18 protein-coding genes and 1 riboswitch are annotated in these 22380 nt (G+C 67.8%); of the genes, 16 read left to right on the top strand and 2 right to left on the bottom strand.

Annotation, left to right across the window (positions count from 1 at the left end):
- Positions 1–35 precede the first annotated feature (35 nt).
- Positions 36–142: riboswitch (TPP riboswitch) on the top strand.
- An 86-nt stretch (positions 143–228) separates the two neighbouring features.
- Positions 229–2115 carry a phosphomethylpyrimidine synthase ThiC gene (gene thiC / locus IP89_RS14995; protein WP_043310385.1) on the top strand — a complete coding sequence of 629 codons (1887 nt, stop codon included), beginning with the start codon at positions 229–231 and terminating at the stop codon, positions 2113–2115.
- A 68-nt stretch (positions 2116–2183) separates the two neighbouring features.
- Positions 2184–3449 carry a putative hydroxymethylpyrimidine transporter CytX gene (gene cytX / locus IP89_RS14990; protein WP_043310384.1) on the top strand — a complete coding sequence of 422 codons (1266 nt, stop codon included), beginning with the start codon at positions 2184–2186 and terminating at the stop codon, positions 3447–3449.
- Here the strand turns inward: cytX and IP89_RS14985 are convergent, their stop codons facing one another.
- The gene (locus IP89_RS14985; protein ID WP_081963261.1) at positions 3450–4199 is read right to left on the bottom strand and encodes a DUF3298 and DUF4163 domain-containing protein; all 750 of its coding nucleotides are present in this window, start codon (positions 4197–4199) and stop codon (positions 3450–3452) included. It abuts the gene before it with no gap.
- A gap of 279 nt (positions 4200–4478) precedes the next feature.
- Here IP89_RS14985 and IP89_RS14980 point away from each other — a divergent pair, with 279 nt between their 5' ends.
- The 11 genes from IP89_RS14980 (at position 4479) to ispA (ending at position 14987) form a co-directional block, all read left to right on the top strand.
- A complete protein-coding gene (locus IP89_RS14980) occupies positions 4479–5078 on the top strand; it encodes an NUDIX domain-containing protein (RefSeq protein ID WP_043310383.1) in 600 nt (199 codons plus the stop codon).
- Entirely contained in the window at positions 5069–5521 is a 453-nt protein-coding gene (locus tag IP89_RS14975) for a DUF1249 domain-containing protein (RefSeq protein WP_043310382.1), read from the top strand. The genes IP89_RS14980 and IP89_RS14975 overlap by 10 nt, the downstream gene beginning before the upstream one ends.
- Positions 5522–5617: 96 nt before the next feature.
- The gene (cpdA, locus tag IP89_RS14970; RefSeq protein WP_043310381.1) at positions 5618–6433 is read left to right on the top strand and encodes a 3',5'-cyclic-AMP phosphodiesterase; all 816 of its coding nucleotides are present in this window, start codon (positions 5618–5620) and stop codon (positions 6431–6433) included.
- A 220-nt stretch (positions 6434–6653) separates the two neighbouring features.
- Positions 6654–7262: a YqiA/YcfP family alpha/beta fold hydrolase gene (locus IP89_RS14965; protein WP_043310380.1), complete on the top strand. Its 609-nt coding sequence runs from the start codon at positions 6654–6656 to the stop codon at positions 7260–7262.
- Between the two features lie 15 nt (positions 7263–7277).
- Positions 7278–9176, top strand: coding sequence for a DNA topoisomerase IV subunit B (gene parE / locus IP89_RS14960; protein WP_043310379.1), 1899 nt, complete (start codon positions 7278–7280; stop codon positions 9174–9176).
- Entirely contained in the window at positions 9173–10165 is a 993-nt protein-coding gene (locus IP89_RS14955) for an esterase-like activity of phytase family protein (protein ID WP_081963260.1), read from the top strand. Before parE ends, IP89_RS14955 begins: the two co-directional genes overlap by 4 nt.
- Positions 10162–10689 (top strand): TIGR02281 family clan AA aspartic protease, encoded by a 528-nt coding sequence (locus IP89_RS14950; RefSeq protein ID WP_043310378.1) that lies wholly within the window; start codon positions 10162–10164, stop codon positions 10687–10689. The genes IP89_RS14955 and IP89_RS14950 overlap by 4 nt, the downstream gene beginning before the upstream one ends.
- A gap of 13 nt (positions 10690–10702) precedes the next feature.
- Positions 10703–12961 (top strand): DNA topoisomerase IV subunit A, encoded by a 2259-nt coding sequence (gene parC, locus IP89_RS14945; protein ID WP_043310377.1) that lies wholly within the window; start codon positions 10703–10705, stop codon positions 12959–12961.
- Between the two features lie 121 nt (positions 12962–13082).
- On the top strand, positions 13083–13790 hold the full coding sequence (locus tag IP89_RS14940) for a membrane integrity-associated transporter subunit PqiC (protein WP_043310376.1): 708 nt from the start codon (positions 13083–13085) through the stop codon (positions 13788–13790).
- Between the two features lie 70 nt (positions 13791–13860).
- Complete coding sequence (locus IP89_RS14935; RefSeq protein WP_043310375.1) at positions 13861–14103, top strand: exodeoxyribonuclease VII small subunit; 243 nt, start codon at positions 13861–13863, stop codon at positions 14101–14103.
- Positions 14100–14987, top strand: a complete 888-nt coding sequence (gene ispA / locus IP89_RS14930; protein ID WP_043310374.1) for a (2E,6E)-farnesyl diphosphate synthase — start codon at positions 14100–14102, stop codon at positions 14985–14987. The genes IP89_RS14935 and ispA overlap by 4 nt, the downstream gene beginning before the upstream one ends.
- A gap of 19 nt (positions 14988–15006) precedes the next feature.
- On the opposite strand, the gene IP89_RS22805 is transcribed toward ispA, so the two are convergent.
- Entirely contained in the window at positions 15007–15909 is a 903-nt protein-coding gene (locus tag IP89_RS22805) for a phosphatase PAP2 family protein (protein WP_052081096.1), read from the bottom strand.
- A 188-nt stretch (positions 15910–16097) separates the two neighbouring features.
- On the opposite strand from IP89_RS22805, the gene IP89_RS14920 reads away from it, so the two are divergent.
- The 3 genes from IP89_RS14920 (at position 16098) to dxs (ending at position 22310) form a co-directional block, all read left to right on the top strand.
- Positions 16098–19370, top strand: coding sequence for a carboxyl transferase domain-containing protein (locus IP89_RS14920; RefSeq protein ID WP_043310373.1), 3273 nt, complete (start codon positions 16098–16100; stop codon positions 19368–19370).
- An 11-nt stretch (positions 19371–19381) separates the two neighbouring features.
- Positions 19382–20332 (top strand): alpha/beta fold hydrolase, encoded by a 951-nt coding sequence (locus IP89_RS14915; RefSeq protein ID WP_043310372.1) that lies wholly within the window; start codon positions 19382–19384, stop codon positions 20330–20332.
- 82 nt (positions 20333–20414) lie between these two features.
- Entirely contained in the window at positions 20415–22310 is a 1896-nt protein-coding gene (dxs, locus tag IP89_RS14910) for a 1-deoxy-D-xylulose-5-phosphate synthase (RefSeq protein ID WP_043310371.1), read from the top strand.
- Positions 22311–22380: the final 70 nt, after the last annotated feature.

Raw genomic sequence — 22380 nt, 5'->3', positions numbered from 1 at the left:
TTGCTGCTGTGTACAATTTTTGATTAGACTGCGACCAGTTCTTGTCGGGGCGCCCAGAATCGTGGGCTGAGATCGGAAAGTTCCGGATCCCGTTGAACCTGATCAGGTTAAGGCCTGCGTAGGGAACAAGATGCACTCGCCGCACTACGCGCGAGTTCTCTCGGCACCACCCGTGGTGCGCCTCTCGTCCTCAGGTTCGCTCCGACATCCCACCGAGGAGCCGAGCCGATGAGCGTCAAACAACAACAGAAAAACCTCAGCGAGAGCGCACAGGTCGATCAGCAGTCAATCCAGCCCTTTCCCCGTTCGCAGAAAATCTATGTACAGGGTTCGCGCCCGGACATCCGCGTGCCGATGCGCGAGATCAGCCTGGACGTGACGCCTACCGCGTTCGGCGGCGAAATCAACGCCCCGGTCACCGTCTACGACACCTCCGGCCCCTACACCGACCCGAACGTACAGATCGACGTACGCCAGGGCCTGGCCGACGTGCGCAGCGCCTGGATCGAGGACCGCGGCGACACCGAGAAGCTACCGGGTTTGTCCTCCGAATTCGGCCAGCGCCGCCTGAATGATGCCGAGCTTTCCGCCATGCGTTTCGCCCATGTGCGCAATCCGCGCCGGGCCAAGGCGGGCAAGAACGTCAGCCAGATGCACTATGCCAAGCAGGGCATCATCACGCCCGAGATGGAGTTCGTCGCCATCCGCGAGAACATGAAGCTGATCGAGGCCCGCGAGGCGGGGCTGCTGAAAGAGCAGCACGCCGGCCACAGCTTCGGCGCCAACATCCCCAAGGAAATCACCCCCGAGTTCGTCCGCAGCGAGATCGCCCGTGGCCGCGCCATCATCCCGGCGAACATCAACCACGTGGAGCTGGAGCCGATGATCATCGGCCGCAACTTCCTGGTGAAGATCAACGGCAATATCGGCAACAGCGCGCTGGGTTCGTCCATCGAAGAGGAAGTGGCCAAGCTGACCTGGGGCATCCGCTGGGGCTCGGACACGGTCATGGATCTGTCCACCGGCAAGCATATCCACGAGACCCGCGAGTGGATCATCCGCAACTCGCCGGTACCGATCGGCACCGTGCCGGTCTATCAGGCGCTGGAGAAGGTCGGCGGCATCGCCGAGGACCTCACCTGGGAGCTGTTCCGCGACACCCTGATCGAGCAGGCCGAGCAGGGCGTGGACTACTTCACCATCCACGCCGGCGTGTTGCTGCGCTATGTGCCGCTGACCGCCAAGCGGGTTACCGGTATTGTCAGCCGCGGCGGCTCGATCATGGCCAAGTGGTGCCTGGCGCATCACCAGGAGAATTTCCTCTACACCCACTTCGAGGAAATCTGCGAAATCATGAAGGCCTACGACGTCAGCTTCTCGCTGGGCGACGGCCTGCGTCCGGGCTCCATCGCCGACGCCAACGACGCCGCGCAGTTCGGCGAGCTGGAGACCCTCGGCGAGCTGACCAAGATCGCCTGGAAACACGACGTGCAGACCATGATCGAAGGCCCCGGCCATGTGCCGATGCAGCTGATCAAGGAGAACATGGACAAGCAGCTGGAATGCTGCGACGAGGCGCCGTTCTACACCCTCGGCCCGCTGACCACCGACATCGCCCCTGGCTACGACCACATCACCAGCGGCATCGGCGCGGCGATGATCGGCTGGTTCGGCTGCGCCATGCTCTGCTACGTCACGCCCAAGGAGCACCTGGGCCTGCCGAACAAGGATGACGTGAAGACCGGGATCATTACCTACAAGATCGCCGCGCATGCCGCCGACCTGGCCAAGGGTCATCCGGGCGCGCAGATCCGCGACAACGCCCTGTCCAAGGCGCGTTTCGAGTTCCGCTGGGAAGACCAGTTCAACCTCGGCCTCGACCCGGATACCGCGCGCGCCTTCCACGACGAGACCCTGCCGAAGGACTCGGCCAAGGTGGCGCACTTCTGTTCCATGTGCGGACCGAAGTTCTGCTCGATGAAGATCACCCAGGAAGTGCGTGACTACGCCAAGGACAACGGCCTGACCGACGAGCAGAAGGCCATCGAGGCCGGCTTCGCCGAGCAGGCCGGGCGCTTCAAGGAAGAAGGTTCGCTGATCTACAAGCAGGTCTGACCTGCGCCCAACAGGCCCCGCCCCGCATCGCGGGGCCTTTTCATTCCATCGCTGAGAAAAATAACTAAGTGACCACTGCCAACTACTCCCCCAACCTCGCCGTGCCGCTCACCGAGCGTGCCTTCGGTGCCCGCGACCTGCTCGCCCTGTGGTTCTCCCTCGGCATGGGCCTGATGGTGCTGCAGGCCGGCGCTCTGCTCGCCCCCGGCCTGGGCCTGGCCGGCTCGCTGCTGGCGCTGGTGCTCGGCGTCGGCCTCGGCGCCCTGCTGCTCGGCGCGGTTGGCGTGATCGGCAGCGACACCGGCATGGCCTCGATGGCCGCCCTGCGTCTGAGCCTGGGCCGCCAGGGTGCAGCTCTGCCGGCGCTGCTCAACTTGCTGCAGCTGATCGGCTGGGGCGCGTTCGAAATCATCGTCATGCGTGACGCCGCCAGCCTGCTGGCCGGCAAGTACCTGGGCGCGGACAGCGCCTGGACCAACGCCACCCTGTGGACCCTGGTGTTCGGCGCCCTGGCCACTCTGCTGGCAGTGGCCGGCCCGCTGGCCTTCGTCCGTCGCGTGCTGCGCAAGTGGGGCATCTGGCTGCTGCTCGGCGCCTGCACCTGGCTGACCTGGAACCTGTTCAGCAAGGCCGACCTGGCCACGCTGTGGGCCAGCCCGGGTGACGGCTCGATGAGTTTCGCCCTGGGCTTCGACCTGGCCATCGCCATGCCGCTGTCCTGGCTGCCGCTGATCGCCGACTACTCGCGCTTCGGTAAGCGTGCCGGCGGCGTGTTCGCCGGTGCGGCGCTGGGCTTCTTCGTCGGCTGCCTGTGGCTGATGAGCCTGGGCGTGGCCTACACCCTGGCCTTCGCGGCGCCGGAAGAAGCCAACAGCCTGCTGCTGGCCCTGGCCGGTGCTGGCATGGGTATTCCGCTGCTGCTGATCCTGCTCGACGAGTCGGAGAAGGCCTTTGCCGACATCCATTCGGCCGCCGTCTCCAGCGGCACCCTACTGCCGCTCAAGGTCGAGCACCTGGCGCTGGCCATCGGCGTGCTGTGCACCCTGATCGCCTGGTTCGCGCCGCTGGCGCAGTACGAGCACTTCCTGCTGCTGATCGGCTCGGTGTTCGCCCCGCTGTTCGGCGTGGTGCTGATGGACCACTTCGGCCTGCGCCGCCGCCAGCTGCCGAGCAGCGTACCGCTGCTGCGCTGGGACAGCCTGCTGGCCTGGGCCTGCGGCGTGGCCACCTTCCATGTGCTGGTCAACTTCTACCCCGCCGTCGGCGCCACCCTGCCGGCGCTGAGCCTGGCCGCCGCCCTGCAACTGCTGCTGGGCAAGCTGGCCGGGCGCTGATCAGCCGCGACCGGGGAAGTAGATCGGCTTGAGGATGCCGTTGAGGCGCGAGTAGGGAATGCGCAGGTCGGGGTGGCCGCTGGCATAGGGCGCGATGCGGCCGACCTCGTACTTGAGCATCACCGAGTCGCGCAGCAGGGCCACGTTGGCGGTGCGCACAAAGGGCCAGTTGGCCTGGTATTCCAGGTCCTGGTCCAGGCCATTGGTCTTGAGCCAGGCCTGATAGGCCAACTCGGCCTGCAGCCAGAAAGCCGTCTCGCCGTCCGGCAGCAACAGGTCGTCCTGGCTCAGCAGGCGGCCCTTCTCGCGGTCGTAATTGAGGTAGGCGCGCCCGGGAATGCCGTGGGCGCCACCGGTAAAGCGATAGCTGGACAGCTCGATCACCACCAGGCGGTCGTGCTGTTCCAGCACCTTGGCCTGCAGGTAGCTCATCCAGCCCGGCTGGGCGCTGGCCAGGAACTCCTTCTCGTAAAGTTCCAACGAAGCTGGCGGCGGATCGCCCGGCAGCTCGATGGTCAGCTTGAGCAGCTCCTGCTCGATGCGCGCGTTCAGCTCGGGCAGCTCATTCAGCGTCTGCAGGTCGATGTTGACCAGCGCGCAGTCCTTGGCCGCGCAACCCGGCGCCCGGTGCTCCCAGGCCTGACGGCTGGTGGCCAGCCCCGACTCCGGTTTGGCGGCGAGCAGCATGGCCTGGCAGCCGCCGAGCAGCAGCGTCAGGGACAACAGACCGACAGTGGCGATGCAACGCATGAATTCTCCTCGGGGCGGCGACGGGCGTTTCGACTGCGCGCCGCTACGCGTGTTCCCGGCGCGGCGGCCATTGTCGCCGCGGCCGCGTCACCCTCCAAGCCCAAGCTGTGCAGCAGCGCCAAACAAAAGGTCACATGCGCACCGCTATAATCCGCTGCAGAACGCCGGGGAACGAACACTTCGCCGGCTTGCCAAAGCACCGCCAGGGCGCGCACATTCAAGCCAAGCGCAACGCGCTCGTACATGACGCAGGCACGCCTGCGTAACAGGGGGAAATACATGTCACATGCCGATGTCGAGGTCATCCAGCGCGAGATCTGCTTCAAGGGCTTCTATCGCCTGGACCGCCTGCATCTGCGCCACCGCCAGTTCGCCGGCGGCATGGGCCCGCAGCTCAGCCGCGAACTGTTCGTGCGCCACGACGCCGTCTGCGTGCTGCCGTACGACCCACAACGCGACACCGTGGTCCTGCTCGAGCAGTTCCGCGTCGGCGCCATGGAAAAGAGCGCCAATCCCTGGCTGCTGGAGCTGGTCGCCGGGCTGATCGACAAGGACGAACAACCCGAGGAAGTGGCCCACCGCGAGGCCGAGGAAGAGGCCGACCTCAAGCTCGGCGCGCTCTGGCCCATCACCCAGTACTACCCCTCCCCCGGCGGCTCCGACGAGCTGGTGCACCTGTATGTCGGCCGTTGCGACAGCGAAGGCGTCGGCGGCGTGCATGGCCTGGCCGAGGAAGGCGAGGACATCCGCGTGCACGTCTGGCCGCTGGAAGATGCCCTGCAGGCAGTCAAGGACGGGCGCATCAATAACGCCGCCAGCATCATCGCCCTGCAGTGGCTGGCGCTGAACCGCGCCGAAGTGCGGGGGCTGTGGTCATGAACCTGCTGCGCGAGCGTTACCGGGTCGACCTGGTCGAGCTGCAGGCCGCTTGCGAAGCCAACTACGCGCGCCTGCTGCGCCTGCTGCCGGACATGCGCGCCGCGCAAGGCGAGCGCCGCGTCGCCCTGAGCCAGGGCGACCTGCTGCTCGGCGTGCTGCTAATCCGGGTCACCGAGAACTGCCCCTACACCACCACCCTGGAGGTGCGCCAGGAGCACAGCCTGACCTGGCTGCCGGTGCCGCGCCTGGAAGTGCGCGCCTACCACGACGCGCGCATGGCCGAGGTGATCGGCGCGGAAAATGCCCGGCGCTTCCGCGGCATCTACCCCTATCCCAACGCTGCCATGCACCAGCCGGACGAGAAGACTCAGCTCAACCTGTTCCTCGGCGAATGGCTGAGCCACTGCATCGCCTGCGGTCACGAGCTGGTGCCCGTGCTGTGATCACAACCACGCAAATGTGACGGGTTCACGTTTGCCGGGTTTACCGAATCGCATTTCACCCACCATAATCCTGGGAACCCGCTCAGGAGTTGGCCTTTGTCGCGCCCGTCGTCTCTTGTCCCCGACCGTCCGATACTGCTCGTGCAGTTGTCGGACAGCCACCTTTTTGCCGAACAGGACGGCAAACTGCTGGGCATGGACACCCAGGACAGCCTGCAAAAGGTGATCGAACGGGTACAGGCCGAGCAGACCGACATCGACCTGATCCTCGCCACCGGCGACCTCTCTCAAGACGGCAGCGTGGCTTCCTACCAGCGCTTCCGCGAACTGACCGCCTGTTTCGACAGCGCCGCCCGCTGGTTCCCTGGCAACCATGACGAACTGCCCGCCATGCACCAGGTCTGCGCCGACAGCGATCTGCTGCAGCCGGTGATCGACCTGGGCGGCTGGCGCATCATCCTGCTCGACTCGTCGATTCCCGGCGCGGTGCCCGGTTATCTGGCCGACGACCAGCTCGAACTGCTCGAGCGCGCGCTGAGCGAAGCCCCCGAACGCCATCACCTGGTGTGCTTCCACCATCACCCGGTGTCCATCGGCTGCAAGTGGATGGAGCCGATCGGCATCCGCAACCCTGACGCCCTGTTCGCCGTGCTGGAGCGCCACGCCCAGGTCAAGGCCGTGCTCTGGGGCCACGTGCACCAGGAGTTCGACCAGCAGCGTGGCGGCATCCGCCTGCTCGCCTCGCCCTCCACCTGCGTGCAGTTCGCCCCGGGCAGCGAGGAATTCCAGGTCGACACCTCCGCCCCCGGCTACCGCTGGCTGCGCCTGCATGCCGACGGACGGCTGGAGACCGGCGTCTCGCGCGTCACCGGCATCCACTTCGAGGTGGACTACAGCATCAAGGGCTACTAAGAGCCGGTTTCCGACCATGCTGCGCGTCGGAAAAACTGCGTTGAAGGTGGCTTCGGAATGCTCATTTACCCCAGTAAACTCGCATGCGAGCCCAGTCCGCTTCCTCAGCCCCCTTCGCCTAGTTTTTCTCTAGCTCGCACGGCCGGAAACCGGCTCTACGCCTAAGCCTCGGCCATCAGTGCTTGCGGCTGGCGCCGCCTAGCTTGTAGCCTCCCGCTCCATGAATCCCAGCATCCTCTATATCCACGGCCTCAACAGTTCGCCGGCCTCGACCAAGGCCAGCCAGCTGCTCAAGGTGGCCGAACACTGCGGCATCGCCCAGCATCTGCGCGTGCCGGCCCTGCATCACCACCCGCGCCAGGCCCTGCAGCAGCTGCAGGCGGCCATTGCCGAACTGGGTAGCCCGCTGCTGGTCGGCAGCTCGCTGGGCGGTTACTACTCCACCTTCCTCGCCGAGCAGCATGGCCTCTCCGCCCTGCTGATCAATCCAGCCGTGCGTCCGCACCGCCTGTTCGGCGGCAAGGAGGTCGAGCAGACCAACCACTACACCAACGAGACCTGGCTGCTGACCCACGACCACGTCGCCGCCCTGCAGGAGCTGGAGACAGCCGAGCCGCAGGACGCCGCGCGTTATCGCGTGTGGCTGCAGACGGCCGACGAGACGCTGGACTACCGCCAGGCCGAGACCTTCTACAACGGCTGCAGCCTGGATATCCGTGAAGGTGGCGACCACAGCTACCAGGGCTTCGCCCAGCGCATCCCGGAAATCCTCGCGCTGGCCGGCTTCGCCCCCGCCCTCTGGGCCGACTTCGACTTTTCCACCCTTTAATAGACAAGAGACACCATGGCCCAGCAGAACGCCTACAACGCCGATGCCATCGAAGTACTGTCCGGTCTGGACCCGGTGCGCAAGCGCCCGGGTATGTACACCGACACCGCGCGGCCCAACCACCTGGCCCAGGAAGTCATCGACAACAGCGTCGACGAAGCGCTGGCCGGCCACGCCAAGGTCATCCAGGTCATCCTCCATGAGGACAACTCGCTGGAAGTGATCGACGACGGCCGCGGCATGCCGGTCGACATCCACCCGGAAGAAGGCATCCCCGGCGTCGAGCTGATCCTTACCAAGCTGCACGCCGGCGGCAAGTTCTCCAACAAGAACTACCAGTTCTCCGGCGGCCTGCACGGCGTGGGCATCTCGGTGGTCAACGCCCTATCCAACCAGGTCGAGGTCAAGGTCAAGCGCGATGGCAGCGAGCACCGCATGACCTTCGCCGACGGCTTCAAGGCCACCGACCTGGAGGTGATCGGCAGCGTCGGCAAGCGCAACACCGGCACCAGCGTGCGCTTCTGGCCCGACCCGCAGTATTTCGATTCGCCGAAGTTCTCCATCAGCCGCCTCAAGCACGTGCTCAAGGCCAAGGCCGTACTGTGCCCCGGCCTGGAAGTCACCTTCAGCGACAAGAACAGCAACGAGACCACCCGCTGGTACTTCGAGGACGGCCTGCGCTCCTACCTCACCGACGCTGTGAGCGAGTTCGTACGCCTGCCCGAAGAGCCGTTCTGCGGCTCGCTGGCCGGCAACAAGGAGGCGGTGGACTGGGCCCTGCTGTGGCTGCCAGAAGGCGGCGAATCGCTGCAGGAAAGCTACGTCAACCTGATCCCCACCGCCCAGGGCGGCACCCACGTCAATGGCCTGCGCCAAGGCCTGCTGGACGCCATGCGCGAGTTCTGCGAGTTCCGCAACCTGCTGCCGCGTGGCGTCAAGCTGGCCCCGGAAGACGTCTGGGAGCGCATCGCCTTCGTCCTCTCGATGAAGATGCAGGACGCTCAGTTCTCCGGGCAGACCAAGGAGCGCCTGTCCTCCCGAGAGGCTTCGGCTTTCGTCTCCGGCGTAGTGAAAGATGCCTTCAGCCTGTGGCTCAACGCCCATCCGGAAACCGGCCTGCTGCTGGCCGAGCAGGCCATCGGCAACGCCGGTCGCCGCCTCAAGGCCGGCAAGAAGGTCGAGCGCAAGAAGATCACCCAGGGTCCGGCGCTGCCCGGCAAGCTGGCCGACTGCGCGGGCCAGGACCCGATGCGCTCCGAACTGTTCCTGGTCGAGGGTGACTCCGCCGGCGGCTCCGCCAAGCAGGCCCGCGACAAGGAGTTCCAGGCCATCATGCCGCTGCGCGGCAAGATCCTGAACACCTGGGAAGTCGACGGCGGCGAAGTGCTGGCCTCGCAGGAGGTGCACGACATCGCCGTGGCCATCGGCATCGACCCCGGCTCCAACGACCTGTCGCAACTGCGCTACGGTAAGATCTGCATCCTCGCCGACGCCGACTCCGACGGCCTGCACATCGCCACCTTGCTCTGTGCATTGTTCGTCCGCCACTTCCGCCCGCTGGTGGAAGCCGGCCACGTCTACGTCGCCATGCCGCCGCTGTACCGCATCGACCTGGGCAAGGAGATCTTCTATGCCCTCGACGACGCCGAGCGCGACGGCATCCTCGACCGCCTGGTCGCCGAGAAGCGCCGCGGCAAGCCGCAGGTCACCCGCTTCAAGGGTCTCGGCGAGATGAACCCGCCGCAGCTGCGCGAGACCACCATGGACCCCAACACCCGCCGCCTGGTGCAGCTGGGTCTGGACGACTTCGAGGCAACCCGCGAAGTGATGGACATGCTGCTGGCCAAGAAGCGCGCCAGCGACCGCAAGAGCTGGCTGGAGTCCAAAGGCAACCTGGCCGAGGTCCTGGCGTGAGGTTGAGCCTGGCCCTGGCCGGCGTGCTGCTGGCCGGCACGACGTTCGCCGCGGAAAAGCCGGCCGAGCCCGTCCAGCTGGAACTGCTCGCCGAGCATCCGGTGGAAGGTATGGCCGCCGGCAACCTGTCCGGCCTGACCCGCTGCGGCGAGGAGTGGCTGACGGTGTCCGACCGCGAGGACGACCGCCTGTACAGCCTGAAGCCGGGCGACGGTGCCTGGCAGGCCGAGGCCGAAATCTTCGACGCACCGCTGGTACCTGCCAGCGCCCTGCCCTGGGGCCTGCGCATGCGCACCTGGGTGGCCAACCTGGTACGCGGCGGCGAGCTGGACTTCGAAAGCATCAGCTGTGACGACAAGGGCAACCGCTACCTGCTCAGCGAGGCGCACACCGCCCTGCTGCAGGTCGGCCCCAGCGGCATCGCCGAATGGCTGCCGCTGCCCGACGGGCTGATCCGCCAGGCTCGCGCCAGCGGCATGCTGCTGCGCCACAACGCCCTGCTCGAAGGCCTGGCCATCGACCCAGCCGGCGCGCGCCTGTGGCTGGCCGCCGAGCGCGAGCGCCGCGGCCTACTGGTGCTGCACCTAGAGAAGGGCCGCTGGCGTTGCACCGGCGGCTGCATCCTGATGTCCGAGGCCGGCCAGCGGCGCTCGCCGCTCACCCCTCAGAGCGACAAGCGCTACCCGCGCAGCTTCGGTGACCTAGCCTTCTTCGACGGCAAGCTGTTCACCCTGGAGCGCCTGGAGCACCGCATCTGCCGGCGCGACCCGAGCACCGGCGCGGAAGAGAAATGCTGGTCGTTCGTCGCCGCAGCCCTGGCCGATGGCCGCCGCTATCCCGAGCCCTACGGCGTCGCCGAAGCCCTGTGGCTGGACAAGAACGGCGCCTGGCTGGGCCTGGACAACAACGGCCTGGCCCGCGCCGACGGCGAACGCCGCCCGCTGCTCTGGCAGTTCAAGGCGCCGGCAGGCGGCTGGAGCGCGCCATGAGCGAACGCCCCGCCGGCCAGCGCGCCGCCCGCGTGATGCTGATCCTGGCCTGGGTCGCCGCCCTGGCCCTGGCCACCCACTGGTTCGGCAACTGGGAGAAGCAGCGCGACAACCCCAATCGCCAGCCGCAGTCGGTGCATGGCGCCGACTACATCGAGGTGAGCCTGGCCAGCAGCCGCGGCGGCCATTACATACTGGACGGACAGATCGACGGCCGTACCGTGACCTTCCTCCTCGATACCGGCGCCAGCGCCGTGGCCGTGCCGCAGAAGCTGGCCAGCGAACTCGGCCTGCAGCCTGGCGCGCCGGTACAGATCCGCACCGCCAACGGCACCGTCACCGGCGCGCGCACCCGCCTCGGCCTGCTGCAGCTGGGCGATATCCAGCTGCGCGACGTGGCGGCCCTGATCACGCCCGGCATGGAAGGCGAAGAGGTGCTGCTCGGCATGAGCGCCCTCAAGCAACTCGAATTCACTCAAAAGGGCGGCACCCTGGTGCTGCGCCAATCAACATCTTTGAAATGACCCTGAGGCACGCATGAGCGACTCCCTCGATTTGAGCCTGGAAGGCGTGGAACGCCGTTCCCTTGCCGACTTCACCGAGCAGGCTTATCTCAACTACTCCATGTACGTGATCATGGACCGCGCCCTGCCGCATATCGGCGACGGCCTCAAGCCCGTGCAGCGCCGCATCGTCTACGCCATGAGCGAGCTGGGCCTGGACGCCGACTCCAAGCACAAGAAGTCGGCGCGGACCGTCGGTGACGTGCTCGGTAAGTTCCACCCGCACGGCGACAGCGCCTGCTACGAGGCCATGGTGCTGATGGCGCAGCCGTTCAGCTATCGCTACACCCTGGTCGACGGCCAGGGCAACTGGGGTGCGCCGGACGATCCCAAGTCCTTCGCCGCCATGCGTTACACCGAGGCGCGCCTGTCGCGCTATTCGGAAGTGCTGCTCAGCGAGCTGGGCCAGGGCACCGTGGACTGGGTACCGAACTTCGACGGCACCCTGGACGAGCCGGCCACCCTGCCGGCGCGCCTGCCCAACCTGCTGCTCAACGGCACCACCGGTATCGCTGTGGGCATGGCCACCGACGTGCCGCCGCACAACCTGCGCGAAGTGGCCAGCGCCTGCGTGCGCCTGCTCGATGAGCCGAGCGCCACGGTCGAGCAGCTGTGCGAGCACATCCTCGGTCCGGACTTCCCCACCGAGGCGGAAGTCATCACGCCCAAGGCCGACCTGCTGAAGATCTACGAAACCGGCCGTGGCTCGGTGCGCATGCGCGCCGTGTACCGCGTCGAGGACGGCGATATCGTCGTCACCGCCCTGCCGCACCAGGTTTCCGGAGCCAAGGTGCTGGAGCAGATCGCCGCGCAGATGCAGGCCAAGAAGCTGCCGATGGTCGCCGACCTGCGCGACGAGTCGGACCACGAGAACCCCTGCCGCATCGTCATCATCCCACGCTCCAACCGCGTGGATGCCGACGAGCTGATGACCCACCTGTTCGCCACCACCGATCTGGAGTCCAGCTACCGGGTCAACACCAACGTCATCGGCCTCGATGGCAAGCCGCAGGTGAAAGACCTGCGCACCCTGCTCACCGAGTGGCTGCAGTACCGCGTCGGCACCGTGCGCCGTCGCCTGCAGTTCCGCCTGGACAAGGTCGAGAAGCGCCTGCACCTGTTGGAAGGCTTGCTCACCGCCTTCCTCAACCTGGATGAAGTGATCCACATCATCCGTACCGAGGATTCGCCCAAGCCGGTGCTGATGGAGCGCTTCGCCCTCACCGACATCCAGGCCGACTACATCCTCGACACCCGCCTGCGTCAGTTGGCCCGCCTGGAAGAGATGAAGATCCGCGGCGAGCAGGACGAGCTGGCCAAGGAGCGCGAGAAGCTGCTGGCCCTGCTCGGCAGCGAAGCCAAGCTGAAGAAACTGGTGCGCCAGGAAATCCTCGCCGACGCCGAGAAATATGGCGACGACCGCCGCTCGCCGATCGTTGCCCGTGCCGAGGCCAAGGCGCTGTCGGAAACCGAGCTGATGCCGACCGAGCCGGTCACCGTGGTGCTCTCGGAAAAAGGCTGGGTGCGTTGCGCCAAGGGCCACGACATCGACGCCACCGGCCTGTCGTACAAGGCCGGCGACGGCTTCAAGGCCGCCGCACCCGGCCGCTCGAACCAGTACGCGGTGTTTATCGACTCCACCGGACGCAGCTATTCGCTGGCCGCCCACTCGCTGCCATCGGCCCGTGGCCAGGGCGAGCCGCTCACCGGCCGCCTGCAGCCGCCGCCAGGCGCGAGCTTCGACTGCGTGCTGCTGCCGGAAGACAGCGCCCTGTATGTGATCGCTTCCGACGCCGGCTACGGCTTCGTGGTCAAGGGCGAAGACCTGCAAGCCAAGAACAAGGCCGGCAAGGCCCTGCTCAGCCTGCCCAACGGTTCGCTGGTTGTGCCGCCCAAGCCGGTGGCCAGCGTCGAGGACAACTGGCTGGCGGCAGTGACCACCGAAGGTCGTCTGCTGCTGTTCCCGGTCCGCGACCTGCCGCAGCTGGGCAAAGGCAAGGGCAACAAGATCATCGGCATCCCCGGTGAGCGCGTGGCCAGCCGCGAGGAATACCTCACCGACCTGGCCGTGCTGCCCGATGGCGCCACCCTGGTACTGCAGGCCGGCAAGCGCACGCTGTCGCTCAAGCCGGACGACCTGGAGCACTACAAGGGCGAGCGTGGCCGCCGTGGCAACAAGCTGCCACGCGGCTTCCAGCGCGTCGACTCGCTGCTGGTGGAAAGCCCGGCCTGAGTTCAAGCGCAGCGCAAAGGCATGCCGTAGAGCGCCGCGGGCTGGAGTCCGCGGCCGCTTTGACGGATCATGTGCGGCCTTGACGTACGATTGGCCGCCCGCGCGGCCCTCAGGTGAAACGATGAGACTGCTGCGCCTTCCCTCCGTATTGCTGCTGACCGGCCTGCTCGGCCTGGTCGGTTGCACGGTGCATCAGCCGGTACCGCTGTATCAGCTGGACAACGGCAACGCCCAGATCCCCAAGCAGACCCAGGGCCTGGCCGTGCTGCTCGGCCCCGTCTCGGTGGCTGACTACCTGCAACGCGAAACCCTGCTGCAGCGCCAGAACGACGGCACCCTGCTGGCCGCCGACGACGCCCGCTGGGCCGGCAGCCTGGCCGCCGACATCGACCAGCTGCTGCTGCGCCAACTGGCCTGGCGCCTGGACAGCCAGCGCACCGTGCTGGCGCCGACCGCCGCCGACTTCAAGCCGGACGTGCAGGTACTGCTGAACATCATCCGCCTGGACTCCGGCCCGACTCACCCCGCCGTGCTGGAAGCCCAGTGGCGCCTGCTCGACAAGGGCGGCCAGCTGCGCGACAGCCAGCTGCTGCGCCTGGAAGAGGCCCATAGCGGCACCACCGCCGACCAGGTCCAGGCACAGAGCCGCCTGCTGCGCCAACTGGCCCAGCGCCTGGCCGAGGCCATCGAGCCGCTGCGCAACCAGCCGATCGCCGAAGCACCGAAACCGGCCGTCACGCCCAAGCCGGCCAAGCCCAAGGCCGAGCAGCAGCCGCGCATCCCGCTGGTAGCACCGACCCGTAGCAACGGCGAAGTCCTGCGTTTCTGACCCCGTTTGCCCCGTGGCGCGCCGCTCTGCTAGTGTCGCGCCCGTTCCAATTCCCCGCCGAGACCTGCCCATGGCCCGCAAGAAAGCCGCCGTCGACTTCGAAACCTCCCTCGCCGAGCTGCAGAGCCTGGTCGAGCGCCTGGAGAGCGGCGAACTGTCGCTGGAAGATTCGCTGGGCGCCTTCGAACAGGGCATCCGCCTGACCCGTGACTGCCAGGCCGCCCTGGCCCAGGCCGAGCAGAAGGTGCAGCAACTGCTGGAGCGCGACGGCGAGCTGGAAGAAGTGCCCTTCGACGCGGACCAGCAGGCATGATCGCCGCCTACCAGCAGCGCTGCCAGGCGCGCGTCGACGCCTCCCTGGAAGAACTCTTCGATGCCCCGCGCAGCGAGCTGGCGCGCCTGTACCAGGCCATGCGCTATAGCGTGGTCAACGGTGGCAAGCGCGTGCGCCCGCTGCTGGTGTACGCCGCCTGCGAGGCGCTGGACGGCGATCTCGACCGCGCCGACGGTGCCGCCTGCGCGGTGGAACTGATCCACGCCTACTCGCTGGTACACGACGACCTGCCGGCGATGGACGACGACGACCTGCGCCGCGGCCAGCCGACCACCCATATCGCCTATGACGAAGCCTGCGCCATCCTCGCCGGCGACGGCCTGCAGAGCCTGGCCTTCGCCGCCCTGGCCGACGCCCGACGCAACCCGCTGGACCCCAACCTGCGCCTGGCCATGGTTCTCGGCCTGGCCCGTGCCGCCGGCCCCGCCGGCATGGTCGGCGGCCAGGCCATCGACCTCGAATCGGTGGGCCGCCGCCTCGACCAGCCGGCGCTGGAGACCATGCACCGGCACAAGACCGGCGCCCTGATCGAAGCCAGCGTGCAGCTCGGCGCCCTGGCCAGCGGCAATGCCGATGACGCCAGCCTGCGCTCGCTGCAGCAGTACGCCCGCGCCATCGGCCTGGCCTTCCAGGTGCAGGACGACATCCTCGACGTGGAGAGCGACACCGCGACCCTGGGCAAGACCCAGGGCAAGGACGAGGCCAACCACAAGCCGACCTACCCCGCCCTGCTCGGTCTGGAACAGGCCAAGGCCTACGCCTTGGAACTGCGCGACCAGGCCCTGCACGCCCTGCGCGGTTTCGGCGAAAAGGCCGAGCCGCTGCGCGAACTGGCCCGCTACATCGTCGAACGGCGCAGCTAAGCGCGCCGTTCGCTTCGCCTCAGGCGACTGCGCCCAACGGCGCCACTGATTCTTCCTCTCGTAGCGCCTTCAATAGCCCCAGGCGCACCAGCAGCCAGGGCATCAGCCCAGCCACGAACAGCCCCATCGCCAGCCCGCGCAGGGCCTGCCACAGCTGTGGTTCCCAGGGCCAGGCGGCTCCGGCCAGCTTCAGCAGCTTCTGCAGCAGGATAAAGGCGGCCGCACCGAGCACTGCCGCCGCCAGGCGCTTCCACAGCGCCACCTCGGCGGAGAAGCGCAGGCGCCGATAGCCGGCCAGCACGCCGCACATCATCCCCGCCAGCAGTGGCACATAGCTCGGCGCCTGCCGCCCTGGCCAGCTCAGCCAGGCGGCGACGAACACCAGCAGGATCAGGCCTTGCAGCCAGACCTCGGCGGTCTCGCGCCAGCCATTCCAGCGCCGCGCGAGCTCGAACAGCAGCAACGTGGCGATGCCCAGCAGCGAGCCGCCGAGCACATCCTCGACATCGTGGGCGCCGAGATACAGGCGGCTGAAAATGATCCCGCTCACCACCACGCCACTGACCAGCCAGGCCCAACCCCGGCGCAGCTCCCAGGCCAGCCAGAACCAGATCACCACGGCGATCTGCGCATGCCCGCTGGGCAGGCCGAAGCTGTCGCCCACTTCGTGATCCATGCGCAGGGCGATGTCCGGGCGTGGGTCCTGCCAGAAGTCCTTGAGCCAGGCATTGACCAGCGCGGTGACGGCCACCAGCACCAGCAGGCGCAGAAAGACTCCGCGATTCCAGGCCCAGTAGCCCAGCGGCAGGAAGAACAGGATGAACTTCTCGTAACCAAGCAGGGTGAAGAAACGCATCAGCGGGGTCAGCCCGTCGCTGCGCAACGGCAGCACCCAGTCCAGGCTATGCAACAACTCGTTCATGGCAATCCTTGCAGCGATAAGCGAAGCGCCACAGATAGCGCCCGCGGCCGGCGCCGACAAGGGCCGATTCGGACAAAAGATTCACCACCCTGAGTAATGGGTATTCGTCGCGGCACAGTTGGCTGCGGCGAACGGCGGCGACTGCCTAAGATGCTCGCATCACAAGAACCAGACCGGAGCCGCCGGCCATGCCCTTTTCCGCCCTGCTGATCGCCAATCGTGGTGAGATCGCCATCCGCATCGCCCAGGCCTGTGCCGACCTCGGCATCCGCTCGGTCGCCATCCATGCCGAGGACGACGCGGCCTGCCTGCACACGCGCAAGGCCGACCTCGCCGTGCCGCTCAAGGGCCGTGGCGTACCGGCCTATCTGGACATGGATCAGCTGATCGCCATCGCTCTTGAGCAGGGCTGCACGGCGGTGCATCCCGGCTACGGTTTTCTCGCCGAGAACGCCGAGTTCGCCCGGCGCTGCCAGGCCGCCGGTCTGACCTTTGTCGGCCCGGCGCCGGAGACCCTCGAACTGTTTGGCGACAAGGCCGCCGCTCGCGCCCTGGCCGAGCACTGCGCGGTGCCGCTGGTACCGGGGCTCAATCGCGCGGTGAGCCTCGTCGAGGCCCAGGCATTCCAGGCCGAACACGGCGCGGTGATGGTCAAGGCGCTGGCCGGTGGTGGCGGCCGCGGCATGCGCGCGGTGAGCGCGGCCGAGGAGCTGGCCGAGGCCTATGCGCGCTGCCAGTCCGAGGCGCAAACGGCCTTCGGCAACGGCGATCTGTACATCGAGAAACTGGTGCAGCGCGCCCGTCATATCGAGGTGCAGGTTCTCGGCGACGGCAGCGCCGTCAGCCATCTGTGGGAGCGCGACTGCAGCCTGCAGCGACGCAACCAGAAGCTGGTGGAGATCGCCCCCAGCCCCGACCTGGATGCCGCCAGCCGTGAGGCGATCATCGCCTGCGCGCTGCGCCTGGCCGGCGAGGTCGGCTACCGCGGCATCGGCACCTTCGAGTTCCTCCTCGACCTGGACAGCCCCGGCCACTTCTACTTCATGGAGGCCAACCCGCGGGTGCAGGTCGAGCACACCGTCACCGAGCAGGTGACCAGCGTCGACCTGCTGCACACCCAGCTGCGCCTGGCCGCTGGCAGCCGCCTGAGCGAACTGGGCCTGGCCACTCCGCCTGCCTTGAGGGGCAGCGCCGTGCAGCTGCGCCTGAATCTGGAAACCCTGCAGGCCGATGGCAGCGCACGCCCGGCCGCCGGCGTGCTGAGCGCCTACCAGGCGCCGTCCGGCCCCGGCCTGCGCGTCGACGGCCACGGCTATGCTGGCTATCCGGTCAGCCCGGCCTACGACTCGCTGCTGGCCAAGCTGATCGCTACCGCCGCCGACTACCCGAGTGCCCTGCGCCGCGCCTACCGTGCCCTGTGCGAGGTGCGCCTGGAAGGCGTGGCGAGCAACCTGCACCTGCTGCAGAACCTGCTGCAGCGCGAGGAAGTGGCCGGCAACCAAGTCGACACCCGCTTCGTCGAACGTCACCTGAGCGAACTGCTCGCCGCCCACGGCGCCGCACACCCGCACCGCTACTTCGCCGGCAGCGGCGCGCCGGACACGGCGGCGCAGCGCGGCGTCGATGCACCGCCCGGCACTATCGCCCTGAGCGCGCCGAGCAGCGGCGTGCTGGTCGCCCTGCAGGTGGCCGAGGGTGACGCCGTGGCCGCCGGGCAGGTGGTCGCCGTGCTGGAAGCGATGAAGATGGAATTCGAGGTGCGCGCCGAGCGTGGCGGCATCGTCCGCGCCCTGGCCGTCGCGCCCGGCGATGCGCTGGCCGAGGGCCAGGCCCTGCTGTTCCTCGAACCGGCCGAAGTGGCCGACGCGGGCGGCGCCAGCGAAGAAAGCCTCGACCTTGAGCATATTCGCGCCGACCTCGCCGAGGTGTTCGAACGCCACGCACTGCTGACCGACGCACGCCGCCCCGCAGCCGTGGCCAAGCGGCGCAAGACCGGCCAGCGCACTGTTCGTGAAAATCTGGCGGACTTGCTGGATGACGGCAGCTTCATCGAATACGGCGCCATGGCCCTGGCCGCCCAGCGCCGCCGGCGCTCCGCCGAGGAGCTGCTGGAGCTGAGCCCGGCCGACGGCCTGGTGGCCGGCATAGGCACGGTCGGCGCCGCGCAGTTCGGTGAGCAGGGCGCGCGCTGCATGGCCATCGCCTACGACTACACGGTATTCGCCGGCACCCAGGGCGTGATGAACCACAAGAAGACCGACCGCATGCTGGCCCTGGCCGAGCAGTGGCGCCTGCCGGTGGTGCTGTTCGCCGAGGGCGGCGGCGGCCGGCCAGGCGATACCGACTTCGTCGGCGTGGCCGGGCTGGACTGCCACACCTTCGTCGGAATGGCCAAGCTGTCCGGCCTGGTGCCGACCGTGGGCGTGGTCTCCGGCCGCTGCTTCGCCGGCAACGCCGCGCTGCTCGGCTGCTGCGACGTGATCATCGCCACCCGCAACGCCAGCATCGGCATGGCCGGCCCGGCGATGATCGAAGGCGGCGGCCTGGGCAGCTTCAAGCCCGAGGAAGTCGGCCCCACCAGCGTGCAGGGCCCCAACGGGGTGATCGACGTGCTGGTGGAGGACGAAGCCGAAGCCGTCAGTGTGGCCAGGCAGTACCTGTCCTACTTCCAGGGCCGCCAGACGGACTGGCACTGCGCCGACCAGCGTGAGCTGCGCCACCTGATCCCGGAGAACCGCCTGCGCGTCTACGACATCCGCCAGGTCATCGACACCCTGGCCGACGAGGGCAGCGTGCTGGAGCTGCGCCGCCAGTTCGCCCCCGGCCTGATCACCGCCTTCATTCGCATCGAAGGCCGGCCGTACGGCCTGATCGCCAACAACCCGGCCCACCTGGGCGGCGCCATCGACGCCGTGGCGGGCGACAAGGCCGCGCGCTTCATGCAGCTGTGCGAGGCCCATGACCTACCCATCGTCTCGCTGTGCGACACCCCCGGCTTCATGGTCGGTCCGCAGGCCGAGCAGCAGGGCACGGTGCGCCATGTCTCGCGCATGTTCGTCACCGCCGCCAGCCTGTCCGTGCCCTTCTTCACCCTGGTGCTGCGCAAGGGCTACGGCCTCGGCGCCCAGGCCATGGCCGCCGGCAGCTTCCACTCGCCGCTGTTCACCGCCGCCTGGCCCAGTGGCGAGTTCGGCGCCATGGGCCTGGAGGGCGCGGTACGTCTGGGCTTCGCCAAGGAGCTGGCGGCGCAGCCGGACGACGCCAGCCGCCAGGCACTGTTCGACAAGCTGGTGGGCAAGGCCTACGCCAACGGCAAGGCTCTGAACATGGCCAGCTACCTGGAGATCGACGCAGTGATCGACCCGGCCGAGAGCCGCGCCTGGCTGCTGCGCGGCCTCAACGCGGCGCCCGCGCCGGCACCGCGCACGGGCAAGAAACGGCCCTTCGTCGACACCTGGTAAGGAGCATCTCCATGCACATCGAACATCAGCTGCTGGCGGTCAACGGTATCGAGCTCAGCCTGTACAGCGCCGGCCCGGAGAACGGCAAACCGGTGTGGCTGCTGCACGGTTTCCCCGAGTGCTGGTACGCCTGGCACCCGCAGATCGAGGCGCTGGCCGCCGCCGGCTACCGGGTATTCGCCCCGGAGATGCGCGGCTACGGGCAGAGCAGCGCACCACAGGACCCGGCCGCTTACGACCTGATAACCCTGTGCGGCGATATCCAGGGCGCCATGGACGCCCTTGGCCAGACCCACGTCGCCGTGGTCGGTCATGACTGGGGGGCGCCGGTGGCCTGGCACCTGGCTCTGCTGGAACCCGAGCGGGTGCAGGCGCTCGGCGCGTTGTCGGTACCCTTCGGCGGGCGGCCCAAGCGCCCGGCCATCGAGATGATGCGCGAGGCCTACGCCGGGCGCTTCCACTACATCCTTTACTTCCAGGAGCCGGGCCTGGCCGAGGCTGAGCTGGACGCCGACATCGGTCGCAGCCTGCGCCTGCTGCTCGGCGGCCTGGAGGGCGCGCTACTTGGCGACAAGCCGGCCGATGCCAGGCTGTTCGATGGCCTCAGCGACCTGCCGCTGCCGGCCTGGTGCCCACCCGAGCTGTTCGCCGTGTACGAACGCACCTTCGCCGGCCGCGGCTTCCACGGTGCGCTGAGCTGGTACCGCAACTTCGAACGCAGCTGGCAGCGCACCGAGCCGCTGGGCGCGCTGCGAGTAGAGCAACCGACCCTGTTCCTGCTCGGCGAGCGCGACCCGGTCGGCCGTTTCGAGGCGCCGACACTCAAGCGCATGGCCGACAAGGTGCCACGCCTGGAACAGCATCTGCTACCCGGCTGCGGCCACTGGCTGCAGAGTGAGGACGGCCCGCGGGTCAACGCGCTGCTGCTGGATTTCCTGGCGCGGCACTACCCGGTCGGCTGATCGCGCTACAGGTCGTTTGGGCTGTTTCCGGCGCTTCAGGTAAACTGCCGCATCTTTTGTACGCCTAATAACGATCTGCCTGATGCCGACCACCTTCCACGAGATCCCTCGCGAGCGTCCCGCTACGCCTCTGCTCGACAGCGCCGATACCCCAGAGGGCCTGCGCCGTCTGGCCGAGAGCGAGCTGGAGACCCTCGCCGACGAGCTGCGCCAGTACCTGCTGTACAGCGTCGGGCAGACCGGCGGGCACTTCGGCGCCGGCCTCGGCGTGGTCGAGCTGACCATCGCCCTGCACTACATCTTCGATACGCCGGACGATCGTCTGGTGTGGGACGTCGGCCACCAGGCCTACCCGCACAAGATTCTCACCGGACGCCGCGAGCGCATGGGTAGCCTGCGCCAGAAGGACGGCCTGGCCGCCTTCCCGCGTCGCAGCGAGAGCGAGTACGACACCTTCGGCGTCGGCCACTCCAGCACCAGCATCAGCGCAGCACTGGGCATGGCCATCGCCGCACGCATGCAGGGCAGCAAGCGCAAGGCGGTGGCGGTGATCGGTGACGGCGCGCTGACCGCCGGCATGGCCTTCGAGGCGCTGAACCATGCGTCCGACGTGAAGGCCAACATGCTGGTCGTGCTCAACGACAACGACATGTCGATCTCGAAGAACGTCGGCGGTCTGTCCAACTACCTGGCCAAGATCATCTCCAGCCGCACCTATTCGAGCATGCGCGAAGGCAGCAAGAAGATCCTCTCGCGCCTGCCCGGCGCCTGGGAGATCGCGCGCAAGGTCGAGGAACACGCCAAAGGCATGCTGGTGCCCGGCACCCTGTTCGAGGAGCTGGGCTGGAACTACGTTGGCCCCATCGACGGCCACGACCTGCCCACACTCGTCGCGACGCTGCGTAATATGCGCGACCTCGACGGCCCGCAGTTCCTCCACGTGGTGACCAAGAAGGGCAAGGGCTTCGCCCCGGCCGAGGTCGACCCGATCGGCTATCACGCCATCACCAAGCTGGAGCCGATCAACGCCCCGGTTGCGCCCAAGCAACCTAGCGGTCCTAAATACTCCAGCGTATTCGGCCAGTGGCTGTGCGACATGGCCGCCGAAGACGCGCGCCTGGTCGGCATCACTCCGGCGATGAAGGAAGGCTCCGACCTGGTGGCCTTCGCCGACAAGTTCCCCGAGCGCTACTTCGACGTCGCCATCGCCGAGCAGCACGCGGTGACCCTTGCCGCCGGCATGGCCTGCGACGGCGCCAAGCCGGTGGTGGCGATCTACTCCACCTTCCTGCAGCGCGCCTACGACCAGCTGATCCACGACGTGGCCGTGCAGCACCTCGACGTGCTGTTCGCCATCGACCGCGCCGGTCTGGTCGGCGAAGACGGCCCAACCCACGCCGGCAGCTTCGACATCTCCTACCTGCGCTGCATCCCCGGCATGCTGGTCGCCACGCCCAGCGACGAGAACGAGCTGCGCCTGCTGCTGACCACCGGCTACCACTTCCAGGGCCCGGCAGCCGTGCGCTATCCGCGCGGCAGCGGCCCCAACGCCGCCATCGACCCGACCCTGGAACCGGTGGAGATCGGCAAGGCCGTGGTCCGTCGCCAAGGCAAACGCACCGCCCTGCTGGCCTTCGGTGTGCAACTGGCCGAGGCGCTGCGCGTCGGCGAGGCAGTGGACGCCACCGTGGTCGACATGCGCTTCGTCAAACCCCTCGACGAAAGCCTCCTGCGTGAACTGGCCGCCAGCCACGCGCTGCTGGTGACCATCGAGGAAAACGCCGTGATGGGCGGTGCCGGTAGCGCGGTGAGCGAGTTCCTCGCCGCCGAAAACCTGCTCAAGCCACTGCTGCACCTGGGCCTGCCGGACTACTACGTGGAGCACGCCAAACCGGCGCAGATGCTCGCCGAATGCGGCCTGGACCAGACCGGCATCGAATCCGCCATCCGCGCCCGCCTCGCCCAGCTCGACGCCTGATCCCTACTCCCGCACCGGCCCGCTTCTTGCACTATCGTTCCGAATAATCATAAGGAACGGGGCCGCCTGC

The sequence above is a fragment of the Pseudomonas sp. ML96 genome, assembly GCF_000761545.1.
In the GTDB taxonomy this organism is placed as follows: domain Bacteria; phylum Pseudomonadota; class Gammaproteobacteria; order Pseudomonadales; family Pseudomonadaceae; genus Aquipseudomonas.
The sequence above is the reverse complement of the archived record's forward strand: the minus strand, read 5'-3'. Positions and strand labels throughout refer to the sequence as shown.

Excerpts from the sequence above, each read along its gene's own strand:
- IP89_RS22805 (WP_052081096.1), bottom strand. The coding sequence starts at position 15,909 with ATGAACGAGTTGTTGCATAGCCTGGACTGGGTGCTGCCGTTGCGCAGC.
- IP89_RS14985 (WP_081963261.1), bottom strand. The coding sequence starts at position 4,199 with ATGCGTTGCATCGCCACTGTCGGTCTGTTGTCCCTGACGCTGCTGCTC.
- parE (WP_043310379.1), top strand. The coding sequence starts at position 7,278 with ATGGCCCAGCAGAACGCCTACAACGCCGATGCCATCGAAGTACTGTCC.
- IP89_RS14980 (WP_043310383.1), top strand. The coding sequence starts at position 4,479 with ATGTCACATGCCGATGTCGAGGTCATCCAGCGCGAGATCTGCTTCAAG.
- dxs (WP_043310371.1), top strand. The coding sequence starts at position 20,415 with ATGCCGACCACCTTCCACGAGATCCCTCGCGAGCGTCCCGCTACGCCT.
- IP89_RS14935 (WP_043310375.1), top strand. The coding sequence starts at position 13,861 with ATGGCCCGCAAGAAAGCCGCCGTCGACTTCGAAACCTCCCTCGCCGAG.
- ispA (WP_043310374.1), top strand. The coding sequence starts at position 14,100 with ATGATCGCCGCCTACCAGCAGCGCTGCCAGGCGCGCGTCGACGCCTCC.
- IP89_RS14915 (WP_043310372.1), top strand. The coding sequence starts at position 19,382 with ATGCACATCGAACATCAGCTGCTGGCGGTCAACGGTATCGAGCTCAGC.
- IP89_RS14920 (WP_043310373.1), top strand. The coding sequence starts at position 16,098 with ATGCCCTTTTCCGCCCTGCTGATCGCCAATCGTGGTGAGATCGCCATC.
- thiC (WP_043310385.1), top strand. The coding sequence starts at position 229 with ATGAGCGTCAAACAACAACAGAAAAACCTCAGCGAGAGCGCACAGGTC.
- IP89_RS14965 (WP_043310380.1), top strand. The coding sequence starts at position 6,654 with ATGAATCCCAGCATCCTCTATATCCACGGCCTCAACAGTTCGCCGGCC.
- IP89_RS14940 (WP_043310376.1), top strand. The coding sequence starts at position 13,083 with ATGAGACTGCTGCGCCTTCCCTCCGTATTGCTGCTGACCGGCCTGCTC.
- IP89_RS14950 (WP_043310378.1), top strand. The coding sequence starts at position 10,162 with ATGAGCGAACGCCCCGCCGGCCAGCGCGCCGCCCGCGTGATGCTGATC.
- parC (WP_043310377.1), top strand. The coding sequence starts at position 10,703 with ATGAGCGACTCCCTCGATTTGAGCCTGGAAGGCGTGGAACGCCGTTCC.